This is a genomic window from Bacteroides zhangwenhongii (assembly GCF_009193325.2).
Taxonomy (GTDB): Bacteria; Bacteroidota; Bacteroidia; order Bacteroidales; family Bacteroidaceae; genus Bacteroides; species Bacteroides zhangwenhongii.
In genome coordinates, this window is the sequence record NZ_CP059856.1 from 4,954,600 (window position 1) to 4,971,854 (window position 17,255).

Genomic DNA, 17,255 nt, shown 5'->3' on the forward strand with positions numbered 1-17,255 from the left:
GGCTTGATGCCACCATTTATAAGCCCCTCAGAGTATGAAACAGAGTATGATATGATGACATTTCGTGAAATACATTGAAAAAGACCGTTCTAACCGCAAATAACGGGCAGTAATTGGGAAAAATAGCATTAACTTTGCACAAAATAATACAGGAACATTCAATCTCTCAACGAAATATGGAATCATCAATCAAGGACAAATACATCATCTTGGGCTTTGTCGGCTTCGCCATCGTCCTAATATCTTCCATTGCCACGCTGGTAATAGCGGACAGCTTCAACCAAGACAACTTTGTCAGGTGGATAGTATTCGTATGCTGTAACCTGTTGGGATGGTTGCTCTATCTCTCCTTTCAGACACTTATCTTTGATACATACGAAATCTACAAAATCAAGTTCGGCAAGAAAGAAACGATTGCCGAAGCCATAGAGGTGCAGGAAGAACTGTCACAAAATACACTTGAAGAAGCCACATCTGTGCCTGGACCTACATCAGTCCCTGAGCCTGTACCCGAATCATCCCCGACAAAAGAAGAGACACTTATCCAAACACAACCGATAGAGCTTACTATCGCCCCGGATCTTCACGAAAAGAACCGTGCCAATTACGCAAGCAGAGAGCAACGGGAAAAGGAAGAGCGCATCCGCATGGTCATGGAGTATTGCCATTATTACCTGCCTCGCATTGCCGACCAAGAAACCGTGAACCACATCTGTACTGAGGTGGACAAATGGATGAATCTTAACACTTATACCCCGAAGCCCATACAAAGACCGTTTACCAAAGACATCAACAACATTCCACTCCGTCACTTCGTATGGAATATCTCTGAGCGTTTCCTGTACAAGAGATACTACAATGGGGATAACCGTGCCAAGTTCATCAAAGCCCTTTTCCCGAAATCGTTTGCTGATACAGACTTATCAACCATCAAGAATTTCAAGGTAGAGCCGTTAAAGACGGAAATTCCCATTGATGAACCCGAAAACGGCAAACTTGATTTCCACTATCCCGAGGATTATGTGCGGAATTAGGATAATCACGACACCAACGACAACCATCCGGTAACTCATAACCGCCTGTTTTACATCGTTTCCCGAGTAATTTTACCCGTCATTTATGGCTGGGCTTAATTATTCGGGAATTATTTTGCAATGACGTGTCGTGGAGATATTCACGGATATATCATTTCAGTCCTTTGCGCCAAGTCTTACAAAAGAGACGAGTACGCGAATGGAAAAATCAATTCTTACCTTCAACGACCTCCCCGAGGTTGTCGCTCAGCTTCGAGACGAAGTGATGAGCCTGAAAAGCCTGCTCGCCGAGCAGCGCAGTGTGAACAATGCCAAAACGGTGGACACCCACGTGCCCATGTCTGTGGACGAGGCAGCAGAGTATTTAGGTATCCCTAAGGGTACGCTCTACATGAAACTGTCAGAAGGGACAATCCCTGCCACCAAGCCCGGCAAACGCTATTGCCTTTACCGTGACGAACTGGACAAGTGGCTGGAAACCGCCCGAAAGAATCCCATACCGTTGTCAGACGAGGAACTGAACAAGTCCTTATCCTCTTCCCACCGTCGCAAGCCCAACCCACGTAACTGGTGAATGATATGGAAGAGGATAAGAACTATATCAACCTGATACGTGGCGACCTCACAAAAGCATCCCAAGCGCATAACGGTATGCCCGACAGTGTAGGCATGATGAATATCAAGACGGCAAACCAAACCATTCTTGAAGCATCGTTATTGCCTACGCCCCGTGCGCTGTGGGACAGCTTTTGGTACGAGGGGGAACTCTCCTGCTTGTTTGCCGATTCCAACGTGGGCAAGTCCATCCTTGCCGTGCAGATAGCCGACCGCATCGCCCGAACCGACAATGTGCTGTATCTGGACTTTGAACTGTCCGAAAAGCAGTTCCAGCTCCGCTATACCAACGAGCATGGAGAGCTCTACACCTTTCCCGACAAACTCTATCGGGTGTCTATTGACTGCAACCAGCTTTTGGATGCCAACTTTGAGGAAGCTATCATAGGCGGCATTGAACAGATGGCTGTGCAGACCGACTGCAAGATTTTCATCATTGACAATCTTACCTACCTGTGTTGCGCCATGGAGAAAGGCGATGCCGCAGGACGGCTGATGATTCAGCTGAACAATCTCAAAAAGAGATATGCGCTCTCTATCCTTGTCCTAGCACATACGCCCAAACGCTCTTTGGATTGTCCCATCACATCCAACGACCTTGCCGGAAGCAAACGGCTCTACAATTTCTTTGACAGCGTGTTCACCATTGGAAAAAGTGCCCAAGACGGAGGGCTTCGCTATGTGAAGCAGCTTAAAGTGCGCTATGGCACGTTCTCTCATGATGCGGATAATGTAATCGTTTACGAGATTGACAAGGTGGATGCTTTCTTGCAGTTCGTGTTCAGGGGCTATTCCACGGAAAAGGAACACTTGAAAAAATTGGGCGACAATGAATCAAGCCAAAGGGATTGCCAAATTCTGCAACTCTCCCAATCGGGCAAGTCCGTCAGGGAGATAGCCTCACAGGTGAATTGTGGCAAGTCCACCGTAAACCGTATCATCCAGCGCAGCAAAGAGAGTAAAAACGCAGGTGTCCCAAGTGTCCCACTGTCCCAACCCTTAGAGTGTGGGACAATGGGACAGGATGGGACAGCCGACAATCAACCATCAAAAACGGACTAAGCTATGGGCAATTATTCATTACAGAAGTATAAAGGAACGGCAACACGGCATACCTGCCCCAAATGCGGAGACAGGCATTCTTTCGTCTATTACGTGGACGAAAATAATGTGCCGTTGCATCCATCGGTCGGCAGATGTAACCACGAAAGCGGTTGTGGGTATCACTACACTCCGAAAGAGTATTTTCAAGAGCATCCTGAACACAGAACTACCAATGATTTCTCTTTTGACAGGCAAAGAGCAGAGCAGAAGAAAGTGAAGCAGCAAAGTAAGCCGACAGCCATCGGCTATATTCCCCCTCACTATGTGGAGAAGTCGCAAAGCGAGCGTAGCAATTTCTTCCGTTTCCTCTTCACACTCCTTACTTCCTACTATGGCGACAAGGCGAAAGAGGTGTTGAAGCGGTTGTTGGAGGAATACCGTTTGGGGGCTACCCGTGACGGCTCTGTTATCTTTTGGCAGATAGACAGGACGGGCAAGGTACGCACGGGAAAGGTGATGCAGTACAATCCCGAAGACGGACACCGTATCAAGGGAGGACAGACATCGGCAGTGAACTGGATACACAGCATATTGAAAAAGCAGCGTGTGTTGGCAGAGGATTGGCAACTATCCCAATGCCTTTTCGGGGAACACTTGTTGAAAACGCATCCCGACAAGGTGGTGGTCTTGGTGGAATCCGAGAAGAGTGCCGTTATCGGTTCTGCTATCTTCCCCGATTATGTATGGCTGGCTACGGGTGGTAAGAGTCAGATGAGAGAAGAGAAACTCCGTGTACTGTCAGGGCGAACCGTGCTTCTCTTTCCCGATGCCGATGCTTATGCCGAGTGGAAACAGCGAGCCGAGAGCATGTACTTTTGTAAGGTGGTGGTTTCGGACATCATCGAAAGGAATGCCACCCCGAAACAAAAAGAAGCCCATATCGACATAGCCGATTGGATTATCTTTCAGATACGGGAGGGCAAGGTGATGAGTACAGCCAACCACTTGGTCGAGGCTGAGAGAATCCTCCAGCGGATGATAGAGAAGAATCCCGTCCTGCAAAAACTGATAGACGATTTAGACCTTGTGCTGGTCGGTGCATCTCCAATCGGCAACGATGATGAAAAACCTCCCTGACGGAGGAGAGCGGAAGCCGTAGGCTGGAGTTTGCAGACAATGGCTTGCCATTGATATAGCCCACTATAACTACACGCTCCGCTTACGTAGTTGTGGGCTCTCCCGAGGGGATTAGGGTTTTACCCTAATGACCCACTCAGGGCGTTTCTCCCCTGAGAACCCAGAGCAAAGAGTGACCCTCTCTTTGCAATCTCCGCTTATGGGTTGCACCCCTAAGAACCCCATGCGTTTACGGACAGCGGAAAAGCAAACAATAAAGTACAAACCAAAAAACAAGTATCTATGGCAACAAAATCAAGCATACATATCAAGCCCTGCAACATCGCATCGAGCGAGGCTCACAACAGGAGGACTGCCGAATACATGCGCCACATCGGAGAGTCCAGAATCTATGTCGTTCCTGAACTATCCACCGATAACGAACAGTGGATAAATCCCGACTTCGGCAGTCCGGATTTGCGGATGCATTATGACAATATCAGACAGATGGTAAAGGAAAAGACCGGACGTGCCATGCAGGAAAAGGAGCGTGAACGCAAAGGCAAGAACGGTAAAATAGTCAAGATTGCGGGATGCTCCCCCATACGTGAAGGAGTGCTGCTTGTCAGGTCGGACACCACACTGGCAGACGTGCGTAAATTCGGTGAGGAGTGTCAAAGACGCTGGGGAATCACACCGCTGCAAATCTTCCTGCACAAGGATGAAGGGCATTGGCTGAACGGTCAGCCGGAAGCGGAAGACAGGGAAAGCTTCAAAGTCGGGGACAGATGGTTCAAGCCGAACTATCATGCCCATATCGTTTTCGACTGGATGAACCACGAAACAGGAAAGAGCCGAAAGCTCAATGACGATGACATGATGCAGATGCAGACCCTTGCATCCGACATCCTGCTGATGGAACGCGGGCAGTCAAAGGCTGTCACTGGTAAGGAGCATCTGGAACGGAACGACTTTATCATTGAGAAGCAGAAAGCTGAACTGCAACGCATGGATGCAGCCAAACGGCACAAAGAAGAACAGATAAATCTTGCCGAGCAGGAACTGAAACAGGTGAAATCAGAAATACGCACTGACAAGTTAAAGAAGACAGCCACCACGGCAGCGACAGCCATAACTAGTGGAGTTGCTTCTCTTTTCGGGAGTGGAAAACTGAAAGAACTGGAACGTGCCAACGAAAAACTGCAAGACGAGGTTTCAAAACGGAACACCAATATTGAAAAATTGCAGAGCCAAGTACAGCAGATGCAGAAACAGCATGATACGCAAATCCACAATCTCAGAGAAATGCACAGGCAGGAACTTGACATGAAAGAAAAAGAACTGTCACGGCTCGCCAGAATCATAGACAAGGCTTTCAGGTGGTTTCCGATGTTCAGGGAAATGCTGCGCATGGAAAAGTTTTGTGCCATGCTGGGATTCTCTAAAGAAATGACTGAAAGTCTTATAGTCAAAAAAGAAGCCCTGAAATGTAGCGGTAAAATCTATTCCGAGCAACACAGGCGGAACTTTGATATAAAGGATGATATTTTAAGGGTGGAAAATGACCCTGACGATGAAAGCAGGCTGAACCTGACAATAAACAGGAAGCCGATTGCCGACTGGTTCAGGGAGCAATGGCACAGGCTTAGATATGGAGCAAGAGTGCCGCAACAGGAAGAAAGAAAAAGTAGAGGATTCAAATTATAATAGAAGCAATTTGATTAGTAATCTAAAAGCACTCCGATAACGATTAGAGTGCTTTTAGATTGTTTATCATTAATTATCAAAGCAAGTGCAGTTTAAGATTTTACTGAAGTTTGCATTAATAAAGAATATACTACAGCTGATATATGCGCAACATATTGTGACGCTTGTGATTCATTTCCCTTGAAATCCTTAACAAATACCGCTAAGGTATAACTGATATTATTAGGCAGACATATATAGGCAACATCATTGTGAGCTGCAAGAACACCATTTTCATTAACATCACCTGAACCTGTCTTATGCGCTATAACAACCCCTTCTTTATCAAGAAGTGGAGCTGCTATCCTATCTACACCTGTTTTGCATTCTTTTAACGTATTCTTAATGAAACTTTGTTTCTCATCATCGATAAGACCTTCAGTAAACAAACGATTCATCAACATTGCAGCACCAAGAGGAGATGTATAGTTAGAGTAAGCCTTGTTATGGTCAGCCGACATTTCCTCTTCCGTATAAGCTATCTGAAAACTTGAACGAGGAATGAGTGTGGCTATAAAACTATCTGTTTGAGCGACATTAACCATATCCTTAAACATAAGGTTGCTTGCATTGTTGTCACTCTGAGTAAGAGTATAACGCAGCAAATCTCTCACTGTCAATGATATGACTGGCCCTGAATAATCTTTCAGCATAGGACTCCAAGTCTTTGGGTCAAGTTTATCCCTATTTATATTTACTAAGGTATCAAGTGAAATTCCTTTATTGTCAAAGTCATTACAAAGAGCTAATGCCTGATGAACCTTAAACACACTCATCATAGGATAAACACTCTTATTATTGACCTTAACCGTATCTCTGTTATTAACAATAACCGCCACACCAATTTCGCCAGGACAAGCTGAGACAATTTGAGAAATGCTATCAGTCAAAACATTTGTTAAAGGAGGATTTGCGCTATCTTTTGTCGCTGATTTATGGAACAATGAAAATACCAAGATGAAAATGCAAACTAAAGCTATACTCAAAACTACGATTTGTTTTTTTCTGTTTTTTTCCATGTTTATATTATTTATGGTGAGTTCTATCAATTCAATTTATCCTCTTGTATCAGACAGCAGAACTCTTTAACTGCCCAATTTGTGAGCTTTAGTCTTGCAAATTTAGCGAATATTTTCTACCCCCCCCCGATTTTTACAATAATTAACTTGTGTTTGTTGTAAAAATTGGATGTGCAGGCATAATTCACCCCAACAACTCAGGTTTCAGCCTGATTATTTGCGTGTAACGACTGATGTTATACACAAGACTGGTGAATGCTACATTGGCTTTAGCACGAATAAGCCCTACTGTACGCACCACAAGTCCACGCATGGTTTGTTCCTCAAACCCGAATACATGCTCGACAAGGCAACGTGTCTTGGATTTTTTCCTATTGTCTGATTTCTGCTCCTTGGTAAGCGGACGGTTACGGTAGCCCTTTTCGCAAATTATCGGATTCATCTTATGCTGTTTTACAATCTCCTCTTGTCCGACATAACCGGCGTCCAAATACAAGTCCTTGCCTTCGTCTTTTTCATCCAGCAGTCCTTCAAAGCCTTTGGAATCATGCACTTCTGCCGACGTGGTATCATAAGAAAGTATGATCTTATTGCGTTTCTCAACTTTAGTATGCTGCTTGTAGCCGTAAAAAGTCTCATCACGCTTCTTTGTCCAGCGGGCATCTACATCCTTGTGGCACTTCTTGTGGGGATTGTCATTCCACAACTTATCACCCGCTCCCTGTTTTATCTGCTCATTTTCATCACGGGTGTTACGTTGGCGAGGGGCAATAACAAAACTGGCATCAATGATGCGACCCTCATTGAATTGCAGACCCTTACTTTCCATGAAACTATGAAATTCCGAAAAAAGCTTGTCATAAACGCCTGTATTTGTCAGGAGTTCGCGATACTTCCACACCGTCTTCTCGTCAGGAACATCGTCAACACATTCAATACCAAGAAACTTGCGGAAACTCGTACGGTCAACTATCTGATACTCTATCTGATGGTCACTCAAACCATAATAACGCTGAAGAAACAAGACCTTGAACATCAGCACACAGTCTATCGGCGGACGACCGGCATTACTTTTGCGCTCTCCGGTAAAAAGGGCTGATTCAAGAGTAGGACGAAAGATCTCAAAATCAACATACTGAGACAACACTTCAAGAGGATTGCCCATTTCATTCAAACGCAATTCACGATTCTCTGACTCAAATAGTTGATTATAACGAAGCTTACGGTATCGGGATAACTTGTTCATTATAAAATTCTTATTTTCTGCAAATTTACGCTCTTGGAACCATATAAACAACTGTACTACAATATTTTAATTTATAGAACTCCTCTTATATTTGTTTGACGAGAATATCTTTATTTGCCGACAAAGGTACATAACTTTACGGAAAAATATGTTTCTAAAATATATAAATAGACAGCTGTGGGGAAAATGTGGGGAAAAATTAGATAATTAAAAAGGCTAAATGACTGGAAATAATCACTTAGCCTTTTAATCCGTACCCAGACCCGTACTTCGTAATTGCTGCGCCCATCATTCAAGACTGTCAAATCGGGTCTTTCCTGTCAAGCCAATGATGCCTATGCGTATGCCAAACACATGGATTACGGATTTCTCGTTCCGTGAACAAACACTTTATCCGCAACTCTGCTATGTGGTGTATTGGCTTAACTCCATTTCTATGGGCAACACTTTTGTTGCAGATTTCAAGCAGCTTTTATCGAAATACCCATCAGTAAGAACTCGTTTATTAGGCTTTCCTCATAATTGGGAACAAGAGCCTTTGTGGAGATAAAATAATTGCCCTGTTTCTTAAAAAGCACTGGGGCAAACCAGCTCCGTCTTTAATTGTTTCCAATAAATGGATTGTTTCAAGCCCCTATAGAAAGAGAACAAAAATTCCTGTGTGAAAATTAATCTACGACAAGGAGCAAGCAAGGAGCAATATCAAACAAAAATCAATACCTTTGCAGTACATATGAGATAGACCAAAACAAAAGTGGAATATCGGAAACGAATAGCAAGGAAAAGAGAAGAAACGACCCAAGTTGATGTCCTTTTTGAGTTAATAATCAATAAAAGCGTTAAATCTTCACCTTTTAGAATGTGCAATTAAAAATAACAACCATATTTCTGACTTATTATCTATAAAATATTGAGTAATAATCGGTTGTAAATACTGCCTTTGCATTATTTGACCAGCAAGGGAATCTTGTACAAACATGGGTAGATGGCAGTGCCGAACCTTCGGACTGGCTACATAATGAAAAACATTCTTATACTTATTCTATTTCTTTGGCTGATGTACCCAAAGGTACTTATCAGTGGGCAGTGGCTATTGTTGACCAAACTAAAAATCAGCAACCGGGAATAAAATTAGCAGTCAGAGACAGAGAAAAGAAGAATGATTGGATTTTGCTTAATGATATAATTATTCAATAAATAAAAAACGAGATGGAGAGTCATCGTATTTTCCATCTCTCTAAAAAACACAACTGTATGAGAATACCATATATATTCATTTTCCTACTAATAGCAAATGTTTTTCTATTTCCTATTAAAGCGGCGGATAACATTCGTTTCATACCACAGCCTGCTGAGATTTTGATGCAATCCGGCACATTCAGACTGGATGGTTCAGCTACCATTTCGTTTTCGAAAGAATTAAACAAGGAAGTATCTTTACTAAAGAACTATTTACATGAATTAGGGTTGACTGCAGCACTATCTATGGATAAATCTGACGCAATGATTCAGCTACAGCTATCCGAAACTGTTCTTCCTGCACATAAAGAAGGATATATCCTGCAAATTTCAAATCGAAATATACAGATTAAATCGTCTTCGGCTACCGGCATATTTTATGGTATCCAAACACTAAGACAACTCGTTGAAAAATATCCGAACCGGATACTTCCCCAATTAACTATTACCGATTATCCAGCTTTCAGTTGGAGAGCTCTCATGTTGGATGAAGCACGCTATTTCAAAGGAAAAGAAGTGGTATGCCGCTTACTTGACCAAATGGCCTATCTGAAAATGAATACATTCCATTGGCACTTGACCGATGATCAAGGTTGGCGGATAGAGATAAAGAAATTTCCAAAACTTACCGAAATCGGTTCTCATCGTGCTTCCAGCGAAATAAATCATTTTGGAAGTGATGTATTTGATAGCAAACCACACAGCGGATATTATACTCAAAAAGAGATAAAGGAAATTATTGAATATGCCTATGAGCGACATATTAATATTATTCCGGAAATTGAGATGCCCGGACATGCTAGTGCTGCTATCGCTTCTTATCCATGGCTAGGAACAAAGAACACGCCTATTAGTGTACCGGGAAAATTCGGCGTTCATTATAATGTATACAATATAGCCGACCCTAAGGTAGTGAATGCACTAAAGGATATTCTAAGCGAAGTCATTGAACTGTTTCCTTCTCCGGTTATTCACATTGGAGGTGACGAGGTAAAATATAATCATTGGAAGGAATCTTCTGTAATACAAGCCTATATGCAAAAATATGCACTACAAACACCAGCTGAGTTACAGGTGCATTTCACTAATGGAATTTCAAACTGGTTGTCCTCCAAAGGAAAAAGAATGATGGGATGGAATGAAATCACTGGTAACAAACTTCACGAATACCAGTCTTCCACAGACACTGCCGTTCAAAATGAGAAATTAGCAAAGAATGCTATTGTACATTGTTGGAAAGGTGATTATTCTTTGATTAAAGAAACCATTGAAAAAGGATATGATATAGTAAATGCTTATCATGAATATACTTACCTCGATTATAGTTATGAAAAGATTCCATTAAAAAAAGCATATCAGTTTAATCCGATACCCGAGGGGTTGACATCTGAACAACGTAACCATGTGTTAGGTATCAGTTGCCAGATGTGGGGAGAATTTACTCCGACCGTAGAAAGTATGAATCGATTGCTCTTTCCTAGAATAGCAGCGTATGCAGAAACCGGATGGTGTCAGGAGAAGAATAAGAATTATCAAATGTTTTCAAAAGCATTAGAAAATGATAAGAAACTTCAGATAAAATAAATCCATGCAAGATACACCGCATCTGCAACCATCCTACACCACTATCCTACACCCTATTAATATACTAGTATTCAGCAATATAAGGTGCGATTGGTGTAGGATGACAGATGATTTGTCTATTCAAATGCATAAGAGAATAAGGAAACAGAAGATACTAAATATAAGTAACGCCAAAAGCTATTCTTCTATCTCCCAAGTATCAGTCCTGAATGAGGAAACAGGTATGCCATAACGACTGTAAAGTGTCCCTTTCTCATAATTTCGAAAACAATAGCGGACTGCCACAGGAAAAGGAACTTTGTCACAACTCACCTCCAGACGTCCTGTGTATTTTTCAATTTGTGCAGTAGCGGGATAAAAGACACGATCATCTCCAGCCACTTGCACACCTGAGAAAGTAGCCCCCAACGGCGCAAGTCCTTCGATACCGCAATCAAAAGTGAGGTATGCTTTACCTTCACTCACTTCCATTGATTGGCAAACAGGCGTGTCCGGCACAAATCCCCCGAACCCGTAACTGCCGGAAAGAGCCAGCAACGCCAACCGCTCCCCCACTCTACGTTTCCGAGCCGGATGAATACAGTCACGATCTCCAATATCCATCGTTACCACCATATTGCAGTTCGGAATCTCTTTTAGGTTTTGCAACTGAGCCTCACGTAACAAGGCACTCCCGACCAGTTCTTCACCTTCGTATGCGAAAGGAGCAATCTGCACATAATAAAACGGTAACTCACCTTGCCCCCACTTCTCACGCAACATCTTGGCAAAGGCTGGATGTAACTTACGATATAAACCGGGATTTTTGCGGTTGGATTCACCCTGATACCACAGAAATCCTTTGATGGTATACCGTTCGGCAGGAGCAATCATAGCATTGTAAAGCATACAAGGCTGATATTTCGGATGTTCAATAAATGCTGTATCGTCAAGAAAAGCAAGATCGAAGGTGTCGAAAGAAGTTAACGTCTCACGGTTCATCCAAGCTTGAATAGCCGTTCCACCCCACGAGGAAATGATAATGCCGACAGGCACATCAAGTACTTCCTGAAGATAGTTTGCAAAGAAATAAGCGGTTGCGCTGGTTTCCGCAACTACCTCCGGAGTATTTTTCAACCAACGTGCCTGACACTCTTTCTGTGGCGTCCGCGCCCCTTCCTGCCCAATAGTACAAATCCGTATAGGCCGTGAGGGACGGGCATGAACAATCATATCCACCGCTTCATCAATAGGTTGGTTGGCTTTTCCTTTTAACGGCATTTCCATATTTGACTGACCGGCACAAAACCACACTTCACCAATAAGGATACCATGAAGCGTCAATGTTTCTTCCTCATTCAAGCCCGTTTCACGTTCGCTGAAACGAATGGAATAAGGACCACCGGCTACTGGTGTTTGTAGCTTCACACGCCATGCACCCGTCGCATCGGTACGGGCTGCGTACGTTTTCTTATCCCAAGAGGGACAGATAAATACCGTTTCGCCAGATGACGCCACACCCCAAATTTGTACCTCTGTCTGCTGTTGCAAAACCATATTATCGGTAAAGAGGGAAGATAAAACGACTTTAGCAGGTACGTTTATCACACCCAATATCATTCCTATAAAAATAAATATCCTTCGCATCATTTGATCGTATAATTTTTCTTTTCCTTTCCTATGCCTTTCAAGGTAATTGATTTCCAAGCGTCAGGAAGCGTTCCTTTTCCGGCAACAATCCCTTTATCCGTAATATCCAGTCCGCCAAATCCCATCAATACCGACTGCAACACACCGCCAGCCCCTGTCAGGAAATAGGGATTCGTACCACCGTCAAATTCAGCTATCACCCGGAATGGCGGATTCAGATTGGGACAATAGGAATCCCTAAAATAATGCCATGCACGTTCACGATCTCCCAATCGAGTAAACAAAATGGAGTAAATGGACTTCGACATGGCAGGTGTTTTCTTTCTCGGAACAGTCTGAAGATAGTATTCGAGATCTTTTCGAATTTGCTCTTTATCCGTAACAAGCTTTAAAGGGAAAGCCAACAGGCAAACATCGGCCTGCTTCGTTATAGCTCCGTCATACGTATCATGTTCTGCCGTTACTCCATTGGCCAGTTGCCGGAAACGGAGTTTTCCCGCAACAGTCGCCCACATCGGGTCAGATTTCATATTCAGCAGTTTGGCAGCTTTGCAGGCAGCTTCCAAAGTAGATTTTGCGACACCGTTTGTATAAGCATTATTATTCACGTTCTTTCCCCCTTGAGGATTCTGATTCCATTCATCCGCTCCAATCACATTCCTGATTTCATACTCTCCTGCTTCATTCGGTTCCGAACGGCTCACCCAATAATCGGCAGCGGCACTAATGATGGGAAATCCCTTTTGGCGAAGCCATTCCAAATCCTGCACCACTGAATAATATTGCCAGGTTGCCATAGCCACATCCCCTGTAATATGATTTTCGAAAGGACCATAGATGTTGGTTACCGTATTATCCTCGTTTCCCTTATCACTACTTTCCCATGGATACATTGCTCCTTTGTAACCGTGCATAAAAGCATTATGCTTGGCTGCGTCCAGACGTTGATAACGATACTCTATCATTGATTCCGCCAATTCGGGATGAAGTAGTAACAAAGCCGGAAAAATCCACGTATCAGCATCCCAAAACACGTGTCCGTTATAGCCGAAGCCCGAAAGTCCCATCGGAGAACAGGACAATCCCGAGCCTTCACGCACAAAAGCATACGTATGATAAAGCATACTGTGAATATCCTGTTGCGACTGAAGATCGCCCTCAATCACTATATCACTTTCCCAAAGTTTACCCCATGCAGCCTCGTGCTTACTCCACAATCGTTCGACACCTTCTATCGCAGCAAATGCCGTCAGCCGTTCCACCTCATTCCTGACATCGGCATGAGTGACAGAGGAAAGCGTCGTCCCTATAATCGAAAAAGTGTAGGGTTGACCTGCCTGTAAACGGACCGTAAACTCTTGCGTATGTACCCCGACTCCCCGTGCACTTCGATGACAGACTTCCGGACGAGGAAAGGAGTCATCGAAGACAAACGACGAACAAGCCCCGATTTCAAATTCCCGGACCGGAGATTTTGCTACCGACGTGCAGAGGTCAATCGCTGTCTTTCCATTGAAAATCCGGTTGTAATATTCCTGCGGATTACGCAGTGACTCATGTACCATCATTATATTCGCTACGGATACTTCTATGTTTTCTTTCGGAATGATCTGCACACGCAACAAACATGAATAAGGCAAATGACGCAATGATGTATATTGATATTCAACACGGGCCAGTGATTTATAATCAAATTCTCCACAAAACACTCCCCGACGCATATCCAAAGTCTGTTTGTAACCGGATATCTGGGAAGCCCTCACCGTAGAGCCGTTTATCTGCAATTCCGTATCAAGCATATTGATGCCATGCAGGAAATTGTTGACTCTCCCTTTACCATAGATATCATAAACTCCTCCCAACACGACGCGGGAAATCTTCAAAGGTTCGGGAGAAGAGACTAACCCCAACATTCCATTAGCTACAGTTATTCCATAATAAGATTGGGGGTCAATTTGTTCTGCAGTAATTTTCCAGACATCTTGTGCGGACATACCGATAAATGGGCACAACCCGCTCAACAGCAGTAATATTAAAAAGTTTCTTTTTCTCATTTTATCTGTATTTTATAAGCCTCTTATGAATGCATAGCCAGTCTTTTCTCATCGGAGCAAGGCAAAACCCGCTCCGATGAGAAAAGAAACATGCTAACTAAAAGTCTGTATGGATAAAAAAACTAATACATATATCCGCTCTTACCCGGATTACCGCCCATCTGCGACCACGCATTGGCTGCATAACCTGTCGCTGCGCCTTCAACAGCAAATAGGGTCGGCTTTCCGTCCAGCATACCGGTCACATAGATAACACCATCTGGAGAGATGGTCGGAGAAGACTTCAATTCTGTACCCAATTGAAGTGAAGCTATCGCCTGTCCGGTACTTGGTTCGAGTTTCACAAGTGAGCCTTTATCCGTATCATTATAATAAATGTATCCTTCATTATCTATAGCCGGAACACCATAAGCAGTACCTGCTACTGCCGTTTCCCAAAGGATGGAGCCGGTAGAAGAAATCGCACTTATATATTGGTCCGTAGCAACGTACACCACTCCCTTAGCATCGACTACCAAGCCATAACCAGTTTGTTTGTTACTTCCTTTGACAGCCGTATACCACTCAGGCGTAGGCACCGCCCCTTCGATCGTCTTCTTTGTATCATAACAATAAACCAACGCTTGCGTATCAGTTGTCGATAATTTAGCTCCCAGATTGTGACAAAGGACATAGACTTTTCCATCTGCGCCAACAGCTAACTGACTTCCATTAGGCTGATCGCTTGGAGCATAGTCCTGTTCATTGGTCGATTTATTCCAACTACCACCATTCGGGAAAAATATATGAGTACCGTATGAACGACCTCCACTCTGACCAGTATTGACAAGTATCCTGCCATCTTTCAATCCGACACAGCCACCGTAGGTTCCGGAAGATGTTTTTTCGGCATACTTCAAACTACCGGATGTCTTATCATAAATACGAAAATGCTTACCATCGGTACTTGGAGCTGAATTTGTCAAAATCATCACGTATCGGTCTGTAACCACCGGAGCACCGAATGGACGCATACTCGACTTAGCCCCAATCGGAGTAAACCATTTCTGCACACCTCCATCCGCACCACCTGCAATAGCATAAAGACTGGCTGACTTATTTTTGTCTGCAGCAGAAGTGTTATCCCCGACAGCCACATAAACCGTTCCATCAGAGTCAACAGAAGGAGTCGGATGCTGATAGGAAGAACCTCTATTAGGTTCATTATTCTGTCCGCAATCAAATTTCCAAAGTTGGTCACCAGACTTAGAGAAACAAACCAGATTGTAATTGCTGGATGAAACATAAACATACTGCCCATCCGAACTTGTTGCCGGCGAAGTATGTATAACCGTTCCCTGCTCATCATACGGATGTGACCACAACACACCAAGACTACCGGCACTCTTGGCTACCTCTACTGTAACCGTTTTGGTATCTTTCCGTTTCTTATTATCCGTTACAGTCAGTGAAACGTTAATTTTCCCATGCGAGCCAAAAGTTATTTTCGGGTTTTCTTCCGTTGAAAGAATAGCCCCGAACGTCCACTCTCTCGCAACAATCTCACGTCCTTCCACTACTTTCGACTGGTCGGTAAAGGTAATTTCCTCACCTGCCACAATCTGTTCGGGCGACCAGCTAAAATCGGCAATGGGACGGATACCGTCATCTATTATCTTTATTGTCTTTTCAAAAACCGACTTGATAGCTCCACGATCTGACGTAACAGTCAAGCGAAACAAGTATTCCCCTCCTTCATTCACATAAAACGGCGCAGGAGAAGCCAGGTCATACATCACCTTACCCATAAACTCCCATTTGCAGACTGCAATCTGGGCGTTTCCGGCTGTCGAGGTATTCGTAAGAGTTATCTGGTCGCCAATCTCATAAGATTCCTTGTCTGTGGTAAATCCGGCCTGTACCCAAGATTCATCATCAGGAGCACAGCCTGTCAACAAACAGATTGCAGCGACTACTACATATAATATTCTTTTCATTGCGTTTCTGTAATTTTAATATGAACAATTCATCACTTTACATATTCCAATTTGCCGATGATAGGATAATGATCGGAGATATAGGTGATTTTTTCGTAGACTTTATCTATCGTTTCAAACTTCAAAGGCTTGAAACCGGTACAGAATATATGGTCTACGATATAAGGAGTAGCTGTTCCGAATCCTGTATATGAGTGTTTCGAGTCGGTGACCGGAGCCGACAAGCGTACGTTAGTCATAAACTTTTTAACTCCGTCAAAAATATCACTGTCAATCTGTTTATTAAAGTCAGCTGTCAACAACATCGGCAAGTTTTCGGGATTCAGTTCCGACATTTTACTTATAATCACTTCCATCGACTTGACCGGTGCCACTTTAGACCCCACATCAATATGAGTGTTAATAAAGAAGAATCTCTTACCGGAAGCAAGGTGTTTGAAAACTGCCCATGTGGCAACACGGGGAACGGTGCTGTCCCACCCCTGAGAAGCCGCAACATCCGGTGTCTCGGAAAGCCAGAAACACCCCCAATCGATCAACTCAACTGCTTTTTTCCGATAAAAGATAGGAACAAATTCATCCGTGTTGGAATTATTGTTACGACGCCCCTTGCCTATATATGCATAGTCTTTCCAATTATCTTCCAACCATTTCAGTTGTGGAGGACGAGCTTCCTGTACGCCTATCACTGTCGGCCTTTGTTCGGCAATCATCGGTATGAAAGCAGCTTTACGGACATCCCAAGCTTTATCCTCTTTATCATTGGCATTATAATAACGTATATTGAACGACATAATCTTGATCTGATTGTCATTCAAAGAGGGATCTTCTTCTTTGACCGTTTCAGGGTCTCTATAAAACTCGGAATAATCGGGGGCGGTATTACTACATCCGCCTAATGCTATAAAATAAATAGCAACCACAGGCAATATTTGGCTAAATTTCATCATAGT

Annotated in this window: 12 protein-coding genes; 6 read left to right on the forward strand and 6 right to left on the reverse strand. The window is 43.5% G+C overall.

Annotated features, from left to right (window positions below; all coding sequences use genetic code 11):
• The first annotated feature begins 176 nt into the window (after positions 1 to 176).
• From tnpC to GD630_RS19605, 5 genes are all read left to right on the forward strand, one after another.
• Positions 177 to 1,034 carry a transposon Tn4555 protein TnpC gene (tnpC, locus tag GD630_RS19585; RefSeq protein WP_004339687.1) on the forward strand — a complete coding sequence of 286 codons (858 nt, stop codon included), beginning with the start codon at positions 177 to 179 and terminating at the stop codon, positions 1,032 to 1,034.
• A 199-nt stretch (positions 1,035 to 1,233) separates the two neighbouring features.
• Positions 1,234 to 1,608, forward strand: coding sequence for an excisionase family DNA-binding protein (locus tag GD630_RS19590; RefSeq protein WP_004338328.1), 375 nt, complete (start codon positions 1,234 to 1,236; stop codon positions 1,606 to 1,608).
• Positions 1,609 to 1,613: 5 nt separating this feature from the next.
• Positions 1,614 to 2,711: an AAA family ATPase gene (locus GD630_RS19595; protein ID WP_004348225.1), complete on the forward strand. Its 1,098-nt coding sequence runs from the start codon at positions 1,614 to 1,616 to the stop codon at positions 2,709 to 2,711.
• 3 nt (positions 2,712 to 2,714) lie between these two features.
• Positions 2,715 to 3,830, forward strand: coding sequence for a DUF6371 domain-containing protein (locus tag GD630_RS19600; protein ID WP_004292742.1), 1,116 nt, complete (start codon positions 2,715 to 2,717; stop codon positions 3,828 to 3,830).
• A gap of 282 nt (positions 3,831 to 4,112) precedes the next feature.
• Positions 4,113 to 5,516: a hypothetical protein gene (locus GD630_RS19605; protein WP_004292734.1), complete on the forward strand. Its 1,404-nt coding sequence runs from the start codon at positions 4,113 to 4,115 to the stop codon at positions 5,514 to 5,516.
• A 92-nt stretch (positions 5,517 to 5,608) separates the two neighbouring features.
• Here the strand turns inward: GD630_RS19605 and GD630_RS19610 are convergent, their stop codons facing one another.
• Both GD630_RS19610 and GD630_RS19615 read right to left on the reverse strand, forming a co-directional pair.
• Complete coding sequence (locus GD630_RS19610; protein ID WP_004348227.1) at positions 5,609 to 6,574, reverse strand: extended-spectrum class A beta-lactamase CfxA3; 966 nt, start codon at positions 6,572 to 6,574, stop codon at positions 5,609 to 5,611.
• Between the two features lie 184 nt (positions 6,575 to 6,758).
• The gene (locus GD630_RS19615; RefSeq protein ID WP_008777670.1) at positions 6,759 to 7,820 is read right to left on the reverse strand and encodes an IS5-like element IS1169 family transposase; all 1,062 of its coding nucleotides are present in this window, start codon (positions 7,818 to 7,820) and stop codon (positions 6,759 to 6,761) included.
• A gap of 1,254 nt (positions 7,821 to 9,074) precedes the next feature.
• On the opposite strand from GD630_RS19615, the gene GD630_RS19620 reads away from it, so the two are divergent.
• Positions 9,075 to 10,643 carry a beta-N-acetylhexosaminidase gene (locus GD630_RS19620; RefSeq protein WP_143868710.1) on the forward strand — a complete coding sequence of 523 codons (1,569 nt, stop codon included), beginning with the start codon at positions 9,075 to 9,077 and terminating at the stop codon, positions 10,641 to 10,643.
• Positions 10,644 to 10,820: 177 nt separating this feature from the next.
• Here the strand turns inward: GD630_RS19620 and GD630_RS19625 are convergent, their stop codons facing one another.
• The 4 genes from GD630_RS19625 to GD630_RS19640 form a co-directional block, all read right to left on the reverse strand.
• On the reverse strand, positions 10,821 to 12,269 hold the full coding sequence (locus tag GD630_RS19625; protein WP_143868748.1) for a sialate O-acetylesterase: 1,449 nt from the start codon (positions 12,267 to 12,269) through the stop codon (positions 10,821 to 10,823).
• Positions 12,269 to 14,326: a glycoside hydrolase family 65 protein gene (locus GD630_RS19630; RefSeq protein WP_143868712.1), complete on the reverse strand. Its 2,058-nt coding sequence runs from the start codon at positions 14,324 to 14,326 to the stop codon at positions 12,269 to 12,271. Before GD630_RS19630 ends, GD630_RS19625 begins: the two co-directional genes overlap by 1 nt.
• 122 nt (positions 14,327 to 14,448) lie before the next feature.
• Positions 14,449 to 16,302, reverse strand: a complete 1,854-nt coding sequence (locus GD630_RS19635) for an outer membrane protein assembly factor BamB family protein (RefSeq protein WP_143868714.1) — start codon at positions 16,300 to 16,302, stop codon at positions 14,449 to 14,451.
• A gap of 32 nt (positions 16,303 to 16,334) precedes the next feature.
• Positions 16,335 to 17,252 carry an endonuclease/exonuclease/phosphatase family protein gene (locus GD630_RS19640; RefSeq protein WP_229118813.1) on the reverse strand — a complete coding sequence of 306 codons (918 nt, stop codon included), beginning with the start codon at positions 17,250 to 17,252 and terminating at the stop codon, positions 16,335 to 16,337.
• Positions 17,253 to 17,255 lie beyond the last annotated feature (3 nt).

Excerpts from the sequence above, each read along its gene's own strand:
- GD630_RS19620 (WP_143868710.1), top strand. The coding sequence starts at position 9,075 with ATGAGAATACCATATATATTCATTTTCCTACTAATAGCAAATGTTTTT.
- GD630_RS19635 (WP_143868714.1), bottom strand. The coding sequence starts at position 16,302 with ATGAAAAGAATATTATATGTAGTAGTCGCTGCAATCTGTTTGTTGACA.
- GD630_RS19595 (WP_004348225.1), top strand. The coding sequence starts at position 1,614 with ATGGAAGAGGATAAGAACTATATCAACCTGATACGTGGCGACCTCACA.
- GD630_RS19600 (WP_004292742.1), top strand. The coding sequence starts at position 2,715 with ATGGGCAATTATTCATTACAGAAGTATAAAGGAACGGCAACACGGCAT.
- GD630_RS19630 (WP_143868712.1), bottom strand. The coding sequence starts at position 14,326 with ATGAGAAAAAGAAACTTTTTAATATTACTGCTGTTGAGCGGGTTGTGC.
- GD630_RS19640 (WP_229118813.1), bottom strand. The coding sequence starts at position 17,252 with ATGATGAAATTTAGCCAAATATTGCCTGTGGTTGCTATTTATTTTATA.
- GD630_RS19615 (WP_008777670.1), bottom strand. The coding sequence starts at position 7,820 with ATGAACAAGTTATCCCGATACCGTAAGCTTCGTTATAATCAACTATTT.
- GD630_RS19610 (WP_004348227.1), bottom strand. The coding sequence starts at position 6,574 with ATGGAAAAAAACAGAAAAAAACAAATCGTAGTTTTGAGTATAGCTTTA.
- GD630_RS19605 (WP_004292734.1), top strand. The coding sequence starts at position 4,113 with ATGGCAACAAAATCAAGCATACATATCAAGCCCTGCAACATCGCATCG.
- tnpC (WP_004339687.1), top strand. The coding sequence starts at position 177 with ATGGAATCATCAATCAAGGACAAATACATCATCTTGGGCTTTGTCGGC.
- GD630_RS19590 (WP_004338328.1), top strand. The coding sequence starts at position 1,234 with ATGGAAAAATCAATTCTTACCTTCAACGACCTCCCCGAGGTTGTCGCT.
- GD630_RS19625 (WP_143868748.1), bottom strand. The coding sequence starts at position 12,269 with ATGCGAAGGATATTTATTTTTATAGGAATGATATTGGGTGTGATAAAC.